At 37.0% G+C, this 17,717-nt stretch carries 15 protein-coding genes; 11 read left to right on the plus strand and 4 right to left on the minus strand.

Annotated features, from left to right (window positions below; translation table 11 throughout):
• The first annotated feature begins 165 nt into the window (after positions 1-165).
• From VZF35_RS00080 to VZF35_RS00090, 3 genes are all read left to right on the plus strand, one after another.
• Complete coding sequence (locus VZF35_RS00080) at positions 166-2,442, plus strand: protein kinase domain-containing protein (protein ID WP_407309837.1); 2,277 nt, start codon at positions 166-168, stop codon at positions 2,440-2,442.
• A 409-nt stretch (positions 2,443-2,851) separates the two neighbouring features.
• Positions 2,852-3,421 carry a hypothetical protein gene (locus tag VZF35_RS00085; RefSeq protein ID WP_407309839.1) on the plus strand — a complete coding sequence of 190 codons (570 nt, stop codon included), beginning with the start codon at positions 2,852-2,854 and terminating at the stop codon, positions 3,419-3,421.
• A gap of 385 nt (positions 3,422-3,806) precedes the next feature.
• Positions 3,807-5,315, plus strand: a complete 1,509-nt coding sequence (locus tag VZF35_RS00090) for a cell wall-binding repeat-containing protein (protein WP_407309841.1) — start codon at positions 3,807-3,809, stop codon at positions 5,313-5,315.
• Positions 5,316-5,671: 356 nt separating this feature from the next.
• Here the strand turns inward: VZF35_RS00090 and VZF35_RS00095 are convergent, their stop codons facing one another.
• Positions 5,672-6,343, minus strand: a complete 672-nt coding sequence (locus VZF35_RS00095; protein WP_407309843.1) for a flavodoxin family protein — start codon at positions 6,341-6,343, stop codon at positions 5,672-5,674.
• 14 nt (positions 6,344-6,357) lie between these two features.
• On the minus strand, positions 6,358-6,942 hold the full coding sequence (locus VZF35_RS00100) for a helix-turn-helix domain-containing protein (RefSeq protein ID WP_407309845.1): 585 nt from the start codon (positions 6,940-6,942) through the stop codon (positions 6,358-6,360).
• A 627-nt stretch (positions 6,943-7,569) separates the two neighbouring features.
• On the opposite strand from VZF35_RS00100, the gene VZF35_RS00105 reads away from it, so the two are divergent.
• Positions 7,570-8,436 (plus strand): pentapeptide repeat-containing protein, encoded by an 867-nt coding sequence (locus VZF35_RS00105; protein ID WP_407309847.1) that lies wholly within the window; start codon positions 7,570-7,572, stop codon positions 8,434-8,436.
• 780 nt (positions 8,437-9,216) lie between these two features.
• On the opposite strand, the gene VZF35_RS00110 is transcribed toward VZF35_RS00105, so the two are convergent.
• Both VZF35_RS00110 and VZF35_RS00115 read right to left on the minus strand, forming a co-directional pair.
• Positions 9,217-9,888, minus strand: a complete 672-nt coding sequence (locus tag VZF35_RS00110) for a flavodoxin family protein (protein WP_407309849.1) — start codon at positions 9,886-9,888, stop codon at positions 9,217-9,219.
• Between the two features lie 12 nt (positions 9,889-9,900).
• Positions 9,901-10,485, minus strand: coding sequence for a helix-turn-helix domain-containing protein (locus VZF35_RS00115; protein WP_407309851.1), 585 nt, complete (start codon positions 10,483-10,485; stop codon positions 9,901-9,903).
• A gap of 500 nt (positions 10,486-10,985) precedes the next feature.
• Here VZF35_RS00115 and VZF35_RS00120 point away from each other — a divergent pair, with 500 nt between their 5' ends.
• The 7 genes from VZF35_RS00120 to VZF35_RS00150 all read left to right on the plus strand — a co-directional run bounded on the left by VZF35_RS00120 (position 10,986) and on the right by VZF35_RS00150 (position 17,716).
• Positions 10,986-12,209 (plus strand): hypothetical protein, encoded by a 1,224-nt coding sequence (locus tag VZF35_RS00120; protein ID WP_407309853.1) that lies wholly within the window; start codon positions 10,986-10,988, stop codon positions 12,207-12,209.
• Positions 12,210-13,275: 1,066 nt separating this feature from the next.
• On the plus strand, positions 13,276-13,818 hold the full coding sequence (locus VZF35_RS00125) for a hypothetical protein (protein ID WP_407309855.1): 543 nt from the start codon (positions 13,276-13,278) through the stop codon (positions 13,816-13,818).
• 368 nt (positions 13,819-14,186) lie between these two features.
• Positions 14,187-14,396, plus strand: a complete 210-nt coding sequence (locus VZF35_RS00130; protein WP_407309857.1) for a DUF5808 domain-containing protein — start codon at positions 14,187-14,189, stop codon at positions 14,394-14,396.
• Between the two features lie 262 nt (positions 14,397-14,658).
• Complete coding sequence (locus VZF35_RS00135) at positions 14,659-15,732, plus strand: recombinase family protein (RefSeq protein WP_407309859.1); 1,074 nt, start codon at positions 14,659-14,661, stop codon at positions 15,730-15,732.
• Positions 15,733-15,790: 58 nt separating this feature from the next.
• Positions 15,791-16,270: a hypothetical protein gene (locus VZF35_RS00140; protein WP_407309861.1), complete on the plus strand. Its 480-nt coding sequence runs from the start codon at positions 15,791-15,793 to the stop codon at positions 16,268-16,270.
• A gap of 13 nt (positions 16,271-16,283) precedes the next feature.
• The gene (locus VZF35_RS00145) at positions 16,284-16,850 is read left to right on the plus strand and encodes a zinc ribbon domain-containing protein (protein WP_407309863.1); all 567 of its coding nucleotides are present in this window, start codon (positions 16,284-16,286) and stop codon (positions 16,848-16,850) included.
• Positions 16,851-17,029: 179 nt separating this feature from the next.
• Positions 17,030-17,716 carry a response regulator transcription factor gene (locus VZF35_RS00150; RefSeq protein WP_407309865.1) on the plus strand — a complete coding sequence of 229 codons (687 nt, stop codon included), beginning with the start codon at positions 17,030-17,032 and terminating at the stop codon, positions 17,714-17,716.
• The last annotated feature ends 1 nt before the right edge of the window (position 17,717 follow it).

Consider the following 17,717-nt stretch of genomic DNA (forward strand, 5'->3'; position numbering starts at 1 on the left):
CTCTAATGTTTAAACTGTATCTGCATGAAATAAAAGCTTCCCGTTATTCAAATACAAGCTAGGCTGATAATGGGAGTGCTCAGGATACTTGCAATTTTTGCAATTATGGGAAGTTGAAGATGCCGCTTCATTGCCTTTTTAGCTCTATTGAGAGGAGTATTTGTAATGAAAAAACTAAACAGTTGGCATAATGATTTTGACATTATAGAAGAACTTGGCGAGGGTGGCAATGCTAAAGTATATCATGTAAAAGAAAAAAGCAGCGTTAAAGAATTTGCACTGAAGGAGTTGTATAATAAAAGCACTGAGAAAAAAGCCAGATTTATAGATGAATTAAATATAGCAAAAGAAAATTCATCTATCATCTCTGGCATTATTCCAATTATTATTTCAAATGAAGAAGAATATTGGTACACTATGCCGATAGCGGTTAAAATACAAGGCTATCTTAAAGATAAATCAATAAAGGAAATAGTTTCAGGGGTTGTTCAACTTTCGGAGACATTAGTAAGATTGCATGAAAAAGGAATATCTCATAGAGATATAAAACCTTCAAATATCTATTTATATGATGATAAATTCTCTTTGGGCGATTTTGGCTTAGTGGATTTTCCAGATAACCCTAATGACTTTACTCGATCGGATAAAGGCTTAGGTGCCATATTTACTATCGCACCAGAAATGAAAAGAGATCCCAAACATGCGAATGGTAAGAAAGCTGATGTTTTTTCACTTGCAAAGACGTTGTGGATGTTCTTTTCTGGAGATGAAAGAGGCTTTGACGGTGTATATAATTATTTAGATCCAAGCCACAGTTTGCGATATATTGAGAAATATAAAAGCACTCACCTTGTGGAGTTAGATGAGCTGCTTAAAGATGCTACCGATAATAATCCAAATTTGCGCCCCACTATAAAAGAATTTAAAGAAAGGTTAAATGTTTGGATTGAGATTTATTGTGATGAAGACAAAGCTCAGGCAAGCGATTGGAATTTCCTAAATAAACAGCTATTTGGTTCAAACTCGCCGGAATCTTCAGCATGGAGAAATTCTAATAACATAGTCGAGGTATTAAACATTGTGGGAATGACTCCTGCATATAATCATATGCTTTTTTCTGACAGAGGAGGTCTGGATTTTTGTTATGCAGAATTAGCAAGTGAAGTAGGCTGTATTAATTTATATGATGGACATGGTAGTTGCTTTATTGTTAAACCAAAATGTTTGTGTTATGAAGGATTTAACGAGAATTATAAATGGAATTACTTTTTGCTCGAACTTGACAAGTTGAATCCAATATTTGAAGAAAACGATGTGGTTAGTTATGAGTATTTGGTTGAAGATATGCCCGCACATTATGTATCTGCTTCATGCGCTCAATATGGTGTCTATGATTATGACAAAGGAGAGCCCCTGCCAGAGGGGTATAAAACAGTGTGCCGTTATATTAGAGGGAAATTTTTAATTGTCATGAAAAGCGGTCCATATAATGGAATAAACGGTACGTACGATGGTAGACATGGATTATGTAGCAATTCGGATTTTAGAAATTATATCGATAAGCTAATAACGTTATATTCCGATATTTATACAAAAGTAAAACAAGATGGACAATTAAGGAATGCAAGTGATGATGAAATTGAGCGAAGAATCCTCGGATTGAGAGTATTTAATAAAAATCCATTTAGTTCCGATAAAGATAATCTAGTTGATGCAGCTGAAATAAAGCTGAAAATTGCTGAGGAACAAAAGAGCAAGAAATATATAAAAGACAATTATAGTAAATGGTGTTTTAGTGCGGTATTAGAATCTGAGAAGACTTTATCACCAAAAGTTAAGTTCTGTTTTGAATTTAGTGGTCCGGATAATGGAGATTTGTTTGATTTTCTTGGAAAACCTTTAATGTATATTTGCAAAGATGGTTATATAAAAGAATTAAAGTCACCCTTAGATGATGAGTGTTATTATATGTGTGATAGGATAAAAGCGATAAGTCTAAAGGATAAATTTCAACAAGTTATAAATAATTTTCTTCATCAAAGTGGTCAATTACCTTTAGAGGAATATGAAAACTGTATTTCAATAAAACTTATTAAGTGTGGTAAACCTACCCATTTATTTACTAAACATGAAATAGAGGAAGAAATGCAGAAAGCGGATGATAGAGTTCATAATCAACTTGTTATTGACGAAGATGGCTATGCGAAGGTAATTAAAGATGAGGGATATGGATATTTATTCCCAGTAAGACACGAATCATGGGATGCAGGTAATATATATGTTGGTAAATACTCTAAGTTGTTATCATTAGATGATGATTACATTTCCTCATTACAGGGATGGTTATCGTATTTAAAAACTGGTCGAAAAAAATATATGGATTATGTTCATGACAACAGAAACGAAGAAGAACTCTTAGATGAAATTAAGCAATATTATTAGTCTTGTATTTGCTCATTATGTTTATGACAAGAGAAGGAACTAACTGCTGATAAGGCTAATAATTAGAAATTACTATCCCCCTAAAATGATAAAATTGTAGCTTACATGAGACTCGCTAAATGGGAGTTTAACGAATGAAACAAATTTCTTTAGAGGAATATATATTATCTTATCATGCAGAATAACCTACCAGTACACGAAGAAAAGGTTTGAAATACAGGTCGTGCATTGTAGGATTAGGAAAGGAACTCCTATCACTAAACAAGAATAAGCCGCATAATATTTGTCCGTAATAATTGAAAAGGTAGTTACCTTATTTTTGGTTCTACCCCCTTAACACATTTATGAAGTTTTTTTGAACACAACAGTATATTGAATTGATAGATATTCAATAGGAGGGAGCTTGCCTATGTCAAGGATTCAAAATAATGTGTCTAAAACTGAAATATCTTCTTTTGTTAATAAACATCCAGTTGTTTGGAGCTTTATTTCTATGTTTATTGTAGCAGTACTCTCATTCTCAAGTGCCATGTATATAAACCAATATCAAACAAATCAAAAACTAAAAAACTCAGCAAAGCTGATATTACTCGAATTAAATCATATGGATAGCCTATCGAGGGATAAATATCAGAAATCAAATCAAATAATCCAAAATTTAGACGAAAATAAATTAGATCAGATTCCTGCATACTCTTTAGATGATCAATTCACAATTTTGTCTGAATCAGAATGGAATTCGAATATGTTAAATATCTTGCCGGAAATTTCTGCTCAAGACTATTTCTCACTGCAAAGTTACCATAAGTCTTTACAAAAATTTGATATAGAATATCCACTTAACAGCTTTAATTCAAATCTAAATAATGAAAAAGAAAACTTGAAATTTTGGTGGAAATCATTCCGAAATTTTTACTCCCTTTCTAATAAAAATAATTATGTAGCTATTGAAACTGAAATCAATAAATTAACGAACTAATTCGTTTTTTCTTCGGTCATATAGGTAATTACTCTTTTTTCATAATAAAAATATGTATCAATTTAACTTCGCTAAAGACCCAATTATCGAACCGCGCAAAATCTATATTACTGATTAGGCTAATAATTGGAAATCTCCATCCCCTAGGGATGGAGAAAATAGTAGCTTCCTTGAGACTCAATAAAGGGAGTTTAACGAAGGGTGGGATTTATTTTATTTGACTTGTAATCAATCAAAATACTCGTCAAAATGATTCATACTAAGAGAAAAATAGATTTTTACTAAACTGTCAATTTTTGATTGTTTTTAAAAATTGATTAGAAGGGAATTAGGAAGTAATAAAGAAGTAGTAAATTGGAATATAAAGCGATGGAGGATGCAAATTATGCGAAAAAAAGTTCTTATTATTTTTCCTTTTTTGATCATTTTATTTCTTACATCGATAGGCACAGCTTATGCGTCTCAAATTCCCACATTGAACAGATTGGCTGGTTATGATAGGTATGAAACAGCTTCTCAAATTGCTAAAACAGGATGGCTGCAGTCTGATTATGCAATGTTGGCCTATGGTGAGAATTATCCAGATGCCTTAGCTGCAGTTCCCCTTGCCCAAAAATTTAATGCTCCCATACTTCTGACCGATAAGGATTCTTTAAACCCTAAAACAAACACTGTTCTACAGGATCTCAAGGTAAAGACTGTTTACATAATAGGTGGAACGGCAGTTATTTCGACCAATGTGGAGGATCAACTTACAAAGGCGGGTTATTCTGTAAAAAGAATAGCTGGTCAAGATAAATATGATACCGCAATAAAAATTGCGGAAGAATTAGGTGACGTAAAAGAAGTTGCAGTAACTACTGGGGACGATTATGCAGATGCTTTATCTATTGGCCCCATAGCTGCCGAAAAGCAAATGCCAATAATTCTTGTACCTAAAGCTGATATAACAAGTAGTATTCAGAGTTATATTAATTCGAAAACTATTACAAAATCTTATGTAATTGGTGATCAATCTCTAATCAGCGATAATGTAGTTAGCAAATTTCCTAACCCTGAAAGAATATTAGGTCAAAATAAATACGATCGGAATATTGCTGTCTTAAATCGATTTACGGATAGTTATCAGCACGATAAACTATGCTTAGCTACAGGAGAAAATTTTGCAGATGCTTTAGCTGGTGCTGTATATGCGGCAAAAAACAATGGAGCTGTGGTATTGGTTAAAGGTGAACTCCCTGATTCTACTAGAAACTTTTTAAAAACGGGAAATTCTCCATCAAGTGTTACTGTTTTTGGCGGTGAGGCTGTTGTACCTTCTCCACTAGTTCAGGGGGTTTTTAATTCCGCTGAAGCTCTGGATTTTGGATCAATAAATGGACAAACTTATACAAACAAATATTTTGGTATAACAATTACTATACCGGAGAATTGGTTAGTGGCTGATAATGAGAAATTAACTCAAAAAATTTCTACTAACAAAAATGTAAATGTGAGTAATTCTCAAGACGCGTCTAGTTATAATGAAGTATACCTTTTATTTACAAACAAGTATGCATTAGGGAAAGAAAATAATCAACTATTTCAAATGGTAGCGGATAAAATAGATTCAAGTATTAAAAATAGTGATGATTATCTAAATAAAGCAAAAAAGGATCTGGATAGCTCAGCATTCAAATTTGTATACCCTAAAGATGTTTATACAGAAAATATTGGGGGCGTTGATTTTAAAGTATTAGAGGTTGCTCTTAAGATTAATGATTCGAAGGTGGTCTATCAGAAGTTATATGCCACAGTTCAAAAAGGTTATGGCCTTGCTATTTGTTTAACATATGATAGTAATGATGATATAACTGACTTGAATCAAATAGTTCAGTCGATAAAATTTAATTAATTTCACTGTAGACAAATAATATTATATCACTCTTTCTTTACTCCCAATCAAATTTTTAAAATGGATTGGGATTTTTATTTTAACTTCACTAAAGACCCATTTAGTGAGCCGAATCCATAAACAAAGTTAAAGCTAGGAGGTCTAATTTGGATCGTTAAGCTTTAACTTTGTTTATGGAAAATTTTTTCTTTCTGAGGGAATCAACAAAAAATGCGGAAAAGTATAATGTTACAGGAACGATTGACATTAGGCTAATAATTGGAAGTTCTAATAGACCCAGGTTTAAAGAAAGTTAGTAGGATAGCACTAAACTGCTGGCGCGAAGGTTTAGTGCTATCCTTAAAAATCTCCAAATGCTACATTCCGATGTATCTCACATATTCAGGTATAGACATAAGCTCTTTTTGAAGCTCTGCTTCAGTTTCTTCTGAAATGCTATTTTGTGTTGCCATTTCATAACCCGCTTGTTCAACGGCTTTTAAATAATCATCAACATTACTTTTGATTTTTTCGTCCTTGCTTTTTAGTAACTTGCCACAGTTTCGATAAATCTCCAAAACAGGATTACAAGACGCAAATACAACTTTCATCGTTTCAAAGTTGTTGTTACCCGGGAAACCACAATTTGAAATAACCATAAATTGCTGTGTTTTGGAAACAGAATCAGCGAGGTCAAAATTGTCATTTATATTTACTATCAATGGGCTTTTCAGAGGAGCAAGACGGTCAATAAAATTCTTTAAAGCCGCAGTCATGTTCCATGTGTAGACCGGAGAAGCAAAGCATACAATGTCTGCAGAGTTATACTTTTCAAGTAATCCCTGCATATCATCTTGTAAAACGCATTTTCCCGGTGTTTTAAACCAGCATGAAAAACAGCCTTTACAGTGCCCAATATTTTTCTCTATTATAAATATATTTTCGGTTTCAGCACCTGCTCGCTTTGCTCCGCTTAAAAAAGCCTGTGTTATTACATTGGTATTACTACCTGCCGCAGCAGGACTTCCATTAAAAACAATAAATTTCAAATCCTAAAACTCCTTTATATTAACTGATAAAATAATCCGTGCCTTGTACAGTACCAAATAAGCATTCCATGACCTCTTTTGGGTAGCCTAAGCTGCATATCCCATTCGGGATATTGCTTGATAATCTGTACACGGTCACCGGTTGCAAATGCGACAAAGGAAATATAGTGTTCTTTGTTCATTGGATGAGCCACTGTGATATACCAGTCGTCTTCGATTACTTCAACAGAAAGCATCTCATTTTCTTCGGCTTTCTGCATTTTCTGCTGATCAATTTTTCTACCACAGCATGATACTTCGGCTTCACCTGTGCAAAGTAAAATGTTATGACACATAGGGCAGACATAATATTTTGTCTTTTTCATATTTCCCTCCACAAAGTCATTGGGTGCTAAATCACCGCTTAATAGTTTGCCTATATCAACTTCAAGTAGGTCGGACAGTTCCGAGAGCAGAGAAACATCGGGACAGCCTAAACCCCGTTCCCATTTAGAAACGGTTTTATCGCTGATGTTCATTTTATCCGCAAGCTGTTTTTGCGTCATTCCCCTTTCGGTACGCAATTCACGAATGATGTAGCCAACATTTATATTTTGCATTGTCGCTGCCTCCCTGTATAAATAGTAATGAATGAACTGGAATTTCTCAATAAACGCTCCGTAGAGTTATGCGTTTTAGATTAGTGGATTGTCTAATACTGGATATGGTTTTAAAATAAAAATAGAGCCGCCAAACTTTACAAAAGTGGGGCGTTTCTTTACGAAAACAATTATTATAAATACTATAGCATTTAAGGAGAGATACTATGAGTAGTCAAAGGGCATTCAATGGGTACACAGCTCTCGCATTGGCAGGTGGCATTCCAAGAACAAGAGTAGTAATAAAATAGAAACTGCTCCTGGCCCAAGAATTATAGCAATAGTTCTGCTTGCTCCTGGAGCTGGCTGGTTCATGAATGGTTTGGATAATATAACAATCCCTATCCTTATGTTAACAGCGGAACATGAACCAATCACGCCTGCATGGAATGCCGAAACTGTATTAAAGAGCATTCCTGATGAATTACTAGTTACTTTCAGGCAGATTGCAGATGCCGGTCATTTTTCTTTTCGTAGTCCCTTTCCCGAGTCGATAAGAAATCCGAAGTTCGAACTTCGCATAGTTCTTATTCGTTCCCAATATGGGATAATATACATTAAATAATATTTTTATCGAGGGAGATAATTTTGTTAAAAAAAGATATAGATTCATCTTTCCTGTATCGTAACAATCTACGTTCTGACTGTGAACACTGTTTCGGTTTGTGTTGTGTTGCTCTCTACTTTGCTGCGTCAGAAGGTTTCCCCAAAAATAAAGACGCTGGTGAGCCTTGCCCTAACTTGAATCAAGAATTTCGCTGTTGTGTTCATAATAGCCTTTTAGAAGATAGACTTAAAGGTTGTATTGCTTTTGAGTGCTTTGGTGCGGGTCAAAAGGTCGCTCAGGTGAGCTTCGCTGGACAAGACTGGCAGAAGGTGCCATCATCCTCTAAACAAATGTTTGAAGTGTTCTTAATCATGCGGCAACTCCATGAGTTGCTGTGGTATCTCACAGAAGCGTTGTCGCTAAAACAAACTAGCCCTATACACAGTGATCTTAGCTTAATGATTGATGAAATAGAACGGCTCACCTATCTTAGACTCGATTTTCTAATGGAACTCGATGTGGCAGAGCATCGAGCAAAGGTTAATACTCTACTTATAAGGGCTAGTGAACTTGTAAGAAATCAAGTTTTTCAAGAACGGAAGAGTCCTCAAAGACGTAGGAAAACCTTCAGTCGCGGAGCCGACCTTATTGGTGCTGACCTTAGAAGTATTGACCTCAGGGGAGCTAACTTAAGAGGGGCTTACCTTATTGCTGCCGATCTTGGAGGAACCGATCTAAATGGTACCGATTTCATTGGGGCCGATTTCCGAGATGCAGACATTCGAGGTGCTGACCTTAGCAAGAGTATCTTTCTTACCCAAGCCCAGATTAACGCGGCAAAGGGAGATATTAGTACAAAATTACCTCCATTTATTGCTCGTCCTAGGCACTGGAGCTTATCAATTTAAAAGGGATAAAATCAAATACCCATTATTCTTAATTCGCGACCCGACGTAGATAATGTGAAGAAATTGACCATGCCTAATTAAAGTCATTGATTAATAAAATAAGGTGGTGGGAAAAATCCGATATTTTGGATTTATCTTCTTAAACGCTTTTGAGGCATTTATACTGGTGCTATTGTTTTTTATTTTCACAGCTACTTTTCAAAATTCACCATGGTATCAACCCGACCCTCTAGGCTTTATATTCATCACTCCATTATGTTTACTACTTTTAGTTGTGGGATTGGCTTTATTTATTTTATCGGATTTTCCCGTATCAATTCTGAATAAGGTAATGCCTTTTTTAACATTTGTTTTGATAACAATTCCCCTTTATTTCAATGGAAAAGCCAATAATCAAGAAATGAACTGTATAGGAATATATTTGTCAATAGTTTGTTGTTTATCATTATGCGTAGTTATTATTACAACCATTGTTAATTTTATCAGAGTTAAAAGAATAGACGGCTTCGAAACATAAAATTCAGAGTGCCGATAGAGTTGCAAGTTATTAAATAACCATTAAATGGTTTGGCTTAATTTGCGAAAATCAACTTCTGCTAATTCTTAAACCCTTCAGTACAAATGCCGCCCCACCTTGTGTTGGACGGCATTCGTAGGATTATTGAAAGTTAAAATATGGAGGGAGTCGTCGAATAGGAGACGGCTCTTGCTTTTTCCCTCTTTTAGAACGTCATAATCAATAGTGACGTAACTTCGTTTTATGCTCAGAATCTCTAAATGCTACATTCTGATGTATTTCACATATTCAGGAACAGACATAAGCTTTTTTTGGAGTCCTGCTTTTGTTTTTTCTGAAATGCTATTTTGTGTTGCCATTTCAAAACCTGCTTGCTCAACAACTTTCAAATAATCATCAACAACGCTTTTGATTTTTTCGTCCTTGCTTTTCAGTAACTTGCCACAGTTTCGATAAATCTCCAAAACAGGATTACAAGACTTAAATACAACTTTCATCGTTTCAAAGTTGTTGTTTCCCGGAAAACCACAATTTGAAATCACCATAAACTGCTGTGTTTTGGGAGCAGAATCGACTAGGTCAAAATTGTCATTTTTATTTATTATCAAAGGGCTTTTTAGAGGTGCAAGACGGTCAATAAAATTCTTTAAAGCTGCGGTCATGTTCCATGTGTAGACCGGAGAAGCAAAGCACACAACGTCGGCAGAGTTATACTTTTCAAGTAATCCCTGCATATCATCTTGTAAAACGCATTTCCCCGGTGTTTTAAACCAGCATGAAAAACAGCCTTTACAGTGCCCAATATTTTTCTCTATCAAAAATATATTTTCGGTTTCAGCACCTGCTCGCTTTGCTCCGCTTAAAAAAGCCTGTGCAATTACATTGGTACTACTACTTGACGCACCAGGACTTCCATTAAAAACAATAAATTTCATACTTAAACTCCTTTATATTAATTGATAAAATAATCCGTGCCTTGTACAGTACCAGATAAGCATCCCATGACCTCTTTTGGGTATCCTAAGTTGCATATCCCATTCGGGATATTGCTTGATAATCTGAACCCGGTCGCCGGTTGCAAATGCGACAAAGGATATATAGTGTTCTTTGTTCATTGGATGAGCCGCTGTGATATACCAGTCCTCTTCGATTACTTCAACAGAAAGCATCTCATTTTCCTCGGCTTTTTGCATTTGATGCTGTTCAATTTTTCTGCCGCAGCATGATACTTCTGCTTCACCTGTGCAAAGTGAAATATTATGACACACAGGGCAGACATAGTATTTTGTCTTTTTCATATTTCCTCCTACAAAGTCATTGGGGGCTAAATCGCCACTTAATAGTTTACTGATATCAACCTCAAGGAGGTCGGACAGTTCCGAGAGCAGAGAAACATCGGGACAGCCTAAACCACGTTCCCATTTAGAAACGGTTTTATCACTAATATTCATTTTATCCGCAAGTTGTTTTTGCGTCATTTCTCTTTCTGTACGTAATTTACGAATAATGTTGCCAACATTTATATTTTGCATTGTCTCAACCTCCTGAATAAATTGTAATGATTGAACGGAGTTTTTCAATAAACGCTCCGTAGAGTTATTTGTTTTCGAGATAAGATTTATTATGGATTGTCCAATACCGAATAAGGCTCTAAGACATCCATTAAGGAGAATGGCAATTTCTAAAGTTTATGACACCATTATACTTAGCTAGAAAATAACGTTTTCATGCGCCAAATTGAGAAGAAAGTTCTTATAAGAGAATGGTTACCCCATAAACCTTACAAGTATTTGCGTGTGAAAAAAGAAGTCAAATTCATATGAAACTTAAAGACCGCTTGTCTGCTCAACACTTTCCATTATGTTCACATTTTCTCCATACAAACGTCATGGGATTTAGACAATTTTGTACTATGATAATGTCATCAGATAATTATTACATACATCACTGGGCTTAGTGCAGTTGCAACCCTCAAACATTGCTTAAAAACGTTTAGGGCATCTCAAAATTATTTTAAAGGAGTGTTTATTTCATGAAATTAATTAAATCAAACAAAATTATTATTGCCACAGCCGTTATTACCCTGTTATCCTCGTCTGCTGTCTTAGCAGGAACCATGAGTCAATCATCAGCTCAAAACCAACAAATGCACAAAATGTCTCATGCAAGAGGTTTTGACGGAGGATTAAAAAGCCGTTTGGGCAGTTTGGTATCTTCAGGAACTTTAACCTCTACTCAAGAAACCGCCATTAATGATGCTCTAAAAGCAACTATGCCTCAACGTTCTAATCCTTTAGATAGTCTTGTAACCGTAGGAACGATTACTTCAGACCAAGAAACTGCAATCCAAAGTGCGATGCAAACAGCTATGAAAAGCGGTACTAAAACCGATATGAAAACCGTTCTTGACAGCCTCGTTAGTGCAGGAACCATTACCGCAGACCAAGAAACTGCCATTGTAAATGCTATGCCACAACGCTCAGCTAATGACCAAGGGAAACAAGGTCCTAGGGATGGTAAAAATCCACTCGATAGTCTTGTAACTGCAGGAACGATTACTGCTGACCAAGAAACAGCAATTCAAAGTGCTATGCAAACAGCTCGACAAAGTGGTACAAGAACCGATATGAAAACCGTTCTTGACAGCCTCGTTAGTGCAGGAACCATTACCCCAGACCAAGAAACGGCAATTACGAACGCTTTGCCACAACGTCAGGGACAAGGCGACATGGGTAAAGCTCATAAAAATCCATTAAATAGCTTAGTAACCGCAGGAACGATTACACAAGCCCAAGAAACAGCTATCCAATCAGCTTTGCAAACAGCTCGGCAAAGTGGTGCAAAGACAGATATGAAAACCGTTCTTGACAGCTTAGTCACCGCAGGAACGATTACCGCAGGCCAAGAAACGACAATTACGAACGCTATGCCACAACGTCAAGGACAAGGCGACATGGGTAAAGCTCATAAAAATCCATTAAATAGCTTAGTAACCGCAGGAACGATTACACAAGCCCAAGAAACAGCTATCCAATCAGCTTTGCAAACAGCTCGGCAAAGTGGTGCAAAGACAGATATGAAAACCGTTCTTGACAGCTTAGTCACCGCAGGAACCATTACCGCAGACCAAGAGACAGCGATTGTAAATGCTACGCCTCAACATCAAGAGAACAACGGCTTAAAAACAGCTTTAGATAAACTAGTCACAGCAGGGACTATTACTCAAGCTCAAGAAGATGCTATCTTAACAAAATAAGACAATAACGTCAAAAGCGTTGGAACAAGTTGTTCTGACGCTTTTGACGTTTACACAAATAAAGTCCATGTTTTGTGGCCTCTCAAGAGCCTCTTTTAACAACTCCAACCAACTTTTTCTTAGGGCTATTAGTATTTAGTTCACATGGAAGGCATGGGCAAGAATTGATTTTTTATAAGGTCAATGTTGTCGATAACATCACATAGCTCGTAGTTACTTCCAATTATTCTTGAACCCTTCAATCACCACTTTAAGTGTTGGACGGCATTCGCAGTAACATACGAAGTAGGATTATAACTATTACAAAAAATAAGATCATGGTTAAAAGGGAGTTTGTTCATGCCAACTATCGAGATTGTATCTTTACTTACGCGGGGCTGAATTGGAAAAATCCGATTTGAGCTATTCGAATATTCCAACTGGCCAGGTGCTGCAATTTGGTAATCAAAGGTTCCAGGATGCACCACATTCGTTTGTTTAACTGTAACAATTACAGGATTGCATGAATCAGGAGAAACATAACTAAAATAACATACTTAGTCCTATAAAAACTGTATGTTAAGCTCCACAACAGCTTGCCCCTCTTTCTCCTATGAATTATTTGTGATAATCTTATCAAGATTCTGTTAAACCTATATTATTTTATATTTATAAGCCGATATGATAATTGAGTCTAAAATTGACAACTGCAGATAAAGTGAATAACACTGATATCGTTGTGCATAGAAAGGAAGATTTTTAATTAGTTATCACCCATAAGCAGTAAAACTACCATAAGCCAATATGCTATGTTGCTGGCTCAATTCCAATTACAGGCTAATAGTAGTCAGCAAAATATTTACAGCACTAGCACTGTTAGTAGTACTTCGCAGGATACTGCTCAATTCAGTTCTCAAGCAAACAAGTGTCTGAAAATTCTAGGATACGAATATGTTCCCTGTTAGGTTTCGCCATTTTATCTACAGGTCGCTCCCAAGGGATGAGCGAAATGGCCGTTTTTGAATACAACTTTGGGTATTCGTTTAAGATTTTGCTCATCGTAAACTGGGAAAGGAGGTGAAAATGAATGATATCAGGGATAACCAGTAATTATAGTTACAATACGAGCACAATCTCCGCATCTACAAACGGAGTTTCAACAACTAAGGACTCTGAAAGCGAAAAAGAAGCTGCTCAGGGCAGCCAAGGCGCGAAAACGGATACGGTAGAAATCAGCACGCAGGCAAAGGCAGCCGCTTCAGTAGGGAGTAAGTCGTCTTCGCAAGACACTGAAACTAAGCCGAGTGATGCGAACACAGCTTCTGTAGCCACCAGTGCAAGTACGGGTACAAGTTCAAGTACGGTTGCAAATTCAAATACGGCTGCAAGTGCAAGTACGGCTGCACCAGTGCTCTCCAGTTTAACAGAACAAGCAATGAACAATCTGGTTTCAAAGGGTACGATTACCGCATCACAGGAAAAGAACGAGTTAGCAAGAAGGGCTGCCGAACAGGAAGTAACTCAAGCCACGAGTAAAGCTCCGAGTCATGCAATCGAATCGTACATGCAGCAGAAGCAGAGTACTCATTCCACTTTAACAAGCGGAAGTCTTCTCAACTACGTGGCATAATTTGAAACTCGTACATTGGGCAAGAATGGGTCTGTCTCAAAATGTGAAAGCTATTTAAACCAGCCCTGTTTTTGTGTGAATTCATAAACATGAATTTGCCTAGATGTTGTTACACTGTTATACGGTATAACAGTGGCACTGTGTGACTATGGGACCGTTGGGTTAGGTTCCTTTATTTTTTGAATCCGACAATCAACACTAATCAAAAAGCCGGCTTTCCTTACTTTAAGGAGAAGTCGGCTTTCGATTGCTTATATCGAACAAGCGGAAAGATAGATCATAGAGGTCAGTTAATTCAATTATATGCCATAATGAGAGCAAAATATGGTTTGATATGAAACTAACATCGTTTTAAGGTGGAGGGAAACATGGCAAAAAGAAAATGGTCTTTTGGAGAGGTTGACGAGTATAGAAGAACGCACAACCAATATTTCATCTATTATAACGCAGATGATGCTAATTTTTTGGTTCCAAAAGCAAATGGACTGGGGCAGACAAACAACTGGGCACATCCAGCTTCATGGATAATAATTTTAGCGGTTATAACATTAATGGTTTATCATGCATTGTTCAAGTAAGTTAAATGAAATCCAATATGTAAGTAGGCAATATGTATTTCGGATTATTCTTACAATGTGGTGTAAGTATATGGGAACAAGTAGATTAATGTTATAACTACCAATACCCACGTTATGCTTCAAAATCATCTTGCTATCCATCCTATACAGAGCTATCATGTCCTACACCCGGAGAGTTTCACCGGGCGTAGGATATTTTTTGACAGGAATATGTTCCCACAAGCCTTGCTAAATCAATGAGTTGAGGAAGGAGATGAGGCACATGAAAAAGATACGAACGATTGAGAAAGCCCCAGTATTTAATGAACATCTTAAAAAACTTAGAGTTTGCGCATATGTAAGGGTTTCAACGGACCAAGCCGAGCAGCAGGAAAGTTTCTCGGTCCAAGTCCAGCACTATACATCCTATATAAACAGCAATCCAGCTTGGATATTTGCCGGAATCTATAGCGATAACGCCATATCAGGCAAGAATGTAGCAAAACGACCAGAGTTTACGAGAATGGTACAGGATGCTGAGAATAAAAAGTTTAACTTGATTATTACGAAGTCAATTAGTCGTTTTGCTAGGAATACTCAAGATTGTTTGGAAACCGTACGTAAACTTAAGTTACTTGGGATTGCAATTTTATTTGAAAAAGAGGCTATCAATACTCTAACCGCCGAAAGTGAGTTAATGCTATCCATTCTAAGCTCAGTCGCCGAAGAAGAATTGGCTTCCATCTCCCAAAATATGCATTGGAGTAATCAACGCCGCTTTAAGAAAGGGAAGTTTTCAGTTACGACTAAACGTTTCTTAGGGTATGACAAAGGCCGAGATGGAAACCTGATTATTAACGAAAAACAAGCTGCCATTGTGAGACGAATCTTCAAGGACTATCTTTCCGGTCTGGGAGCTTCCCACATAGCCAAAGGTCTTGAAGCTGACGAGGTGATAAATATCTCCGGAAAGATTAAATGGGCTGAATCAAGCATCCGAGACATCCTGAAGAACGAGAAGTACTGCGGTGATGCTCGCCTACAAGAAACCATTACAACGGCCCTACATAATAGGAAGAAAAATAATGGCGAAGCCCCAATGTACTATGTGAAAGATAGTCACCCAGCCATTATTAGTAGAGATGATTTTGAAAAAGTTCAGGAATTGATGGCGACGCGGGCCAAGTCAAAAGGAAACATGGAAGGTGAAAGGGAGAAATACACAAATCGATATGCTTTAACTGGAACTATTGTTTGCGGGCATTGTGAAAATACTTTTAAACGGCATCTGGACAATTGCGGAACGGTTGCCATGTCGGTTTGCTGGATTTGCAACACATATATATATAGAAGGTGAAAATTCATGTAACACAGGGAGGATCAAAGAAGAGACTATTAAAGGCTTGTTTGTTAGGATGTTTAACCGGCTTTATACTGATCGGGCCAAGCTGCTGGGAGAGTATAAGGTTCAACTGGAAAGAGAAAAGTTAACCGAGTTAGATAATGAGCGCATCGCGAAGTTGGATGAGGAAATTGAGAAACTCATCAAACAGGAACGGGCGCTCTTTTTGATTGAAGAAAAAGGTTATGCATACCACAATCTAGTGAAATCGGAACACGAAGAACTAGTTAAAAATTTAACCAAACTACAAACGGAACGATCCGATTGGATGGCTGAAATCACTAAGGGAGATACCAGAATGGCCAGAACGTTAGATCTTGAAGCAATTATCGCAGCTCAGGGTGGCAACCTCACAGAATTCCATGAGGGTTTATATAGGAAGATAGTCGAGAAAATCGTGGTTAAGGAACGAACCAAATTGATATTCCATTTAAAAAATGGCCTTGCATTCGAGGAGTCCTATACCTTGAAGCGAGGCCACGATATTTTCTAGGGAGGTTTTATTAATGGCGATAGTAACAGTTATTCCAGCAAAACCAATGCGTACCAAATGGGGAAAAGGCAAAAATGAGCATGTCGTTTGGATATGTATTAACCATCAAACGGGTGGAAACGAAGCTTGCGATATGAAGAATGTTAAGGAGAAAGTTTTAGAGCAGGCGTTTATACGGTGTATGAAGAGAGTCATTGCAAACAAGGAAGCTTATTTATTAGTAGAGATTAGTAGTCCGGCGAGTGGTTATGAGGATATTGATGTCAAGTTAGCTGAACTCCAGCAAGAGTTGATGACTGTAGTGCGGAATAATCAGGAATATTCGAGTTTGACTGCTGAGATTGAAAGGTTGCAGGCCCATAAGCAAAGGTTGAAGGGTGATGAGACTGAGAAGGCGTGGAGGGACAGAAAGAGAGAAGAGTTCAAGGCCTATCTGGATGCTAGGGATGGTAAGCTACTTGATAAGTTTGATGGGGATTTGTTTAGGAGATTGATAGAGAAGGTAAAGATTCAGTCAATGGTTGAGGTGGAGTTTGTGTTTAAGGTTGGAGTTGAGATGAGGGCTCCCTTATCGGCTTAGATTAAATCATTGGAAATGAAGTTCAGTTAAAAAACAGATTCACAACATATAAAAAACAGTCTGTGAAGTTATATTTATAGGATAAAACCTAAAGAAGCAATTTGCTTCGATTAACAATACGAATAGGTATATACAACGACTTCGCTTAAATGCTAAGATACGAATTAGGGGAGTGAATTATGGCGAAAATACTAATTTGTGATGATGAAAGTGGACTCAGAGCTGTTATTAAACGATATGCTATTTTTGAGGGATATGAGGTTGTAGAAGCCAGTAATGGCATGGAGGCTGTTGAAGCTTGTCGTAAAGAGGAGTTTGATATCATCATTATGGATATCATGATGCCTGAACTCGATGGCTTTTCTGCAGTTAAGGAAATTCGAAAGACTTCTGATACTCCGGTGATTATGTTATCTGCTCGTGGTCAGGAATACGACAAGGTTCTCGGTTTCGAGGTTGGTGTTGATGATTATGTCGTTAAACCTTTTTCTTCTAAAGAAGTAATGATGCGTATTAACGCGATTCTCAGAAGAACACAAAAAAGTAAACAGGAAACGATCTCTTCGGATGACCACGTTATTTTTCTCAAAGAAGGTTTGGAAGTTGATATGACCGCATATAAAGTGACGGTTGATGGCGTGCTGAGGAATATGGCACCAAAGGAATACGATTTGCTATTCTTTCTTATTCGCAATAAAAACATTGTAGTACCAAGAGAAAATCTATTGTCCGAAATATGGGGTTACGATTACAATGGCGATGATAGGACTATTGATACCCATATGAAACTGCTGCGCAAAACACTTGGGCCTTATGCAAGGTTCATTACAACTCTCCGTGGCGTTGGCTATAGATTTGAGGGATGAT

Origin of the sequence: Desulfosporosinus paludis (assembly GCF_045689965.1) — a bacterium.
GTDB classification, from domain to species: Bacteria; Bacillota; Desulfitobacteriia; order Desulfitobacteriales; family Desulfitobacteriaceae; genus Desulfosporosinus; species Desulfosporosinus paludis.

Bases quoted from the DNA above. Each gene is read 5' to 3' on its own strand.
- VZF35_RS00080 (WP_407309837.1), top strand. From the start codon at position 166: ATGAAAAAACTAAACAGTTGGCATAATGATTTTGACATTATAGAAGAA.
- VZF35_RS00085 (WP_407309839.1), top strand. From the start codon at position 2,852: ATGTCAAGGATTCAAAATAATGTGTCTAAAACTGAAATATCTTCTTTT.
- VZF35_RS00090 (WP_407309841.1), top strand. From the start codon at position 3,807: ATGCGAAAAAAAGTTCTTATTATTTTTCCTTTTTTGATCATTTTATTT.
- VZF35_RS00100 (WP_407309845.1), bottom strand. From the start codon at position 6,942: ATGCAAAATATAAATGTTGGCTACATCATTCGTGAATTGCGTACCGAA.
- VZF35_RS00110 (WP_407309849.1), bottom strand. From the start codon at position 9,888: ATGAAATTTATTGTTTTTAATGGAAGTCCTGGTGCGTCAAGTAGTAGT.
- VZF35_RS00115 (WP_407309851.1), bottom strand. From the start codon at position 10,485: ATGCAAAATATAAATGTTGGCAACATTATTCGTAAATTACGTACAGAA.
- VZF35_RS00120 (WP_407309853.1), top strand. From the start codon at position 10,986: ATGAAATTAATTAAATCAAACAAAATTATTATTGCCACAGCCGTTATT.
- VZF35_RS00125 (WP_407309855.1), top strand. From the start codon at position 13,276: ATGATATCAGGGATAACCAGTAATTATAGTTACAATACGAGCACAATC.
- VZF35_RS00130 (WP_407309857.1), top strand. From the start codon at position 14,187: ATGGCAAAAAGAAAATGGTCTTTTGGAGAGGTTGACGAGTATAGAAGA.
- VZF35_RS00135 (WP_407309859.1), top strand. From the start codon at position 14,659: ATGAAAAAGATACGAACGATTGAGAAAGCCCCAGTATTTAATGAACAT.
- VZF35_RS00140 (WP_407309861.1), top strand. From the start codon at position 15,791: ATGTTTAACCGGCTTTATACTGATCGGGCCAAGCTGCTGGGAGAGTAT.
- VZF35_RS00145 (WP_407309863.1), top strand. From the start codon at position 16,284: ATGGCGATAGTAACAGTTATTCCAGCAAAACCAATGCGTACCAAATGG.
- VZF35_RS00150 (WP_407309865.1), top strand. From the start codon at position 17,030: ATGGCGAAAATACTAATTTGTGATGATGAAAGTGGACTCAGAGCTGTT.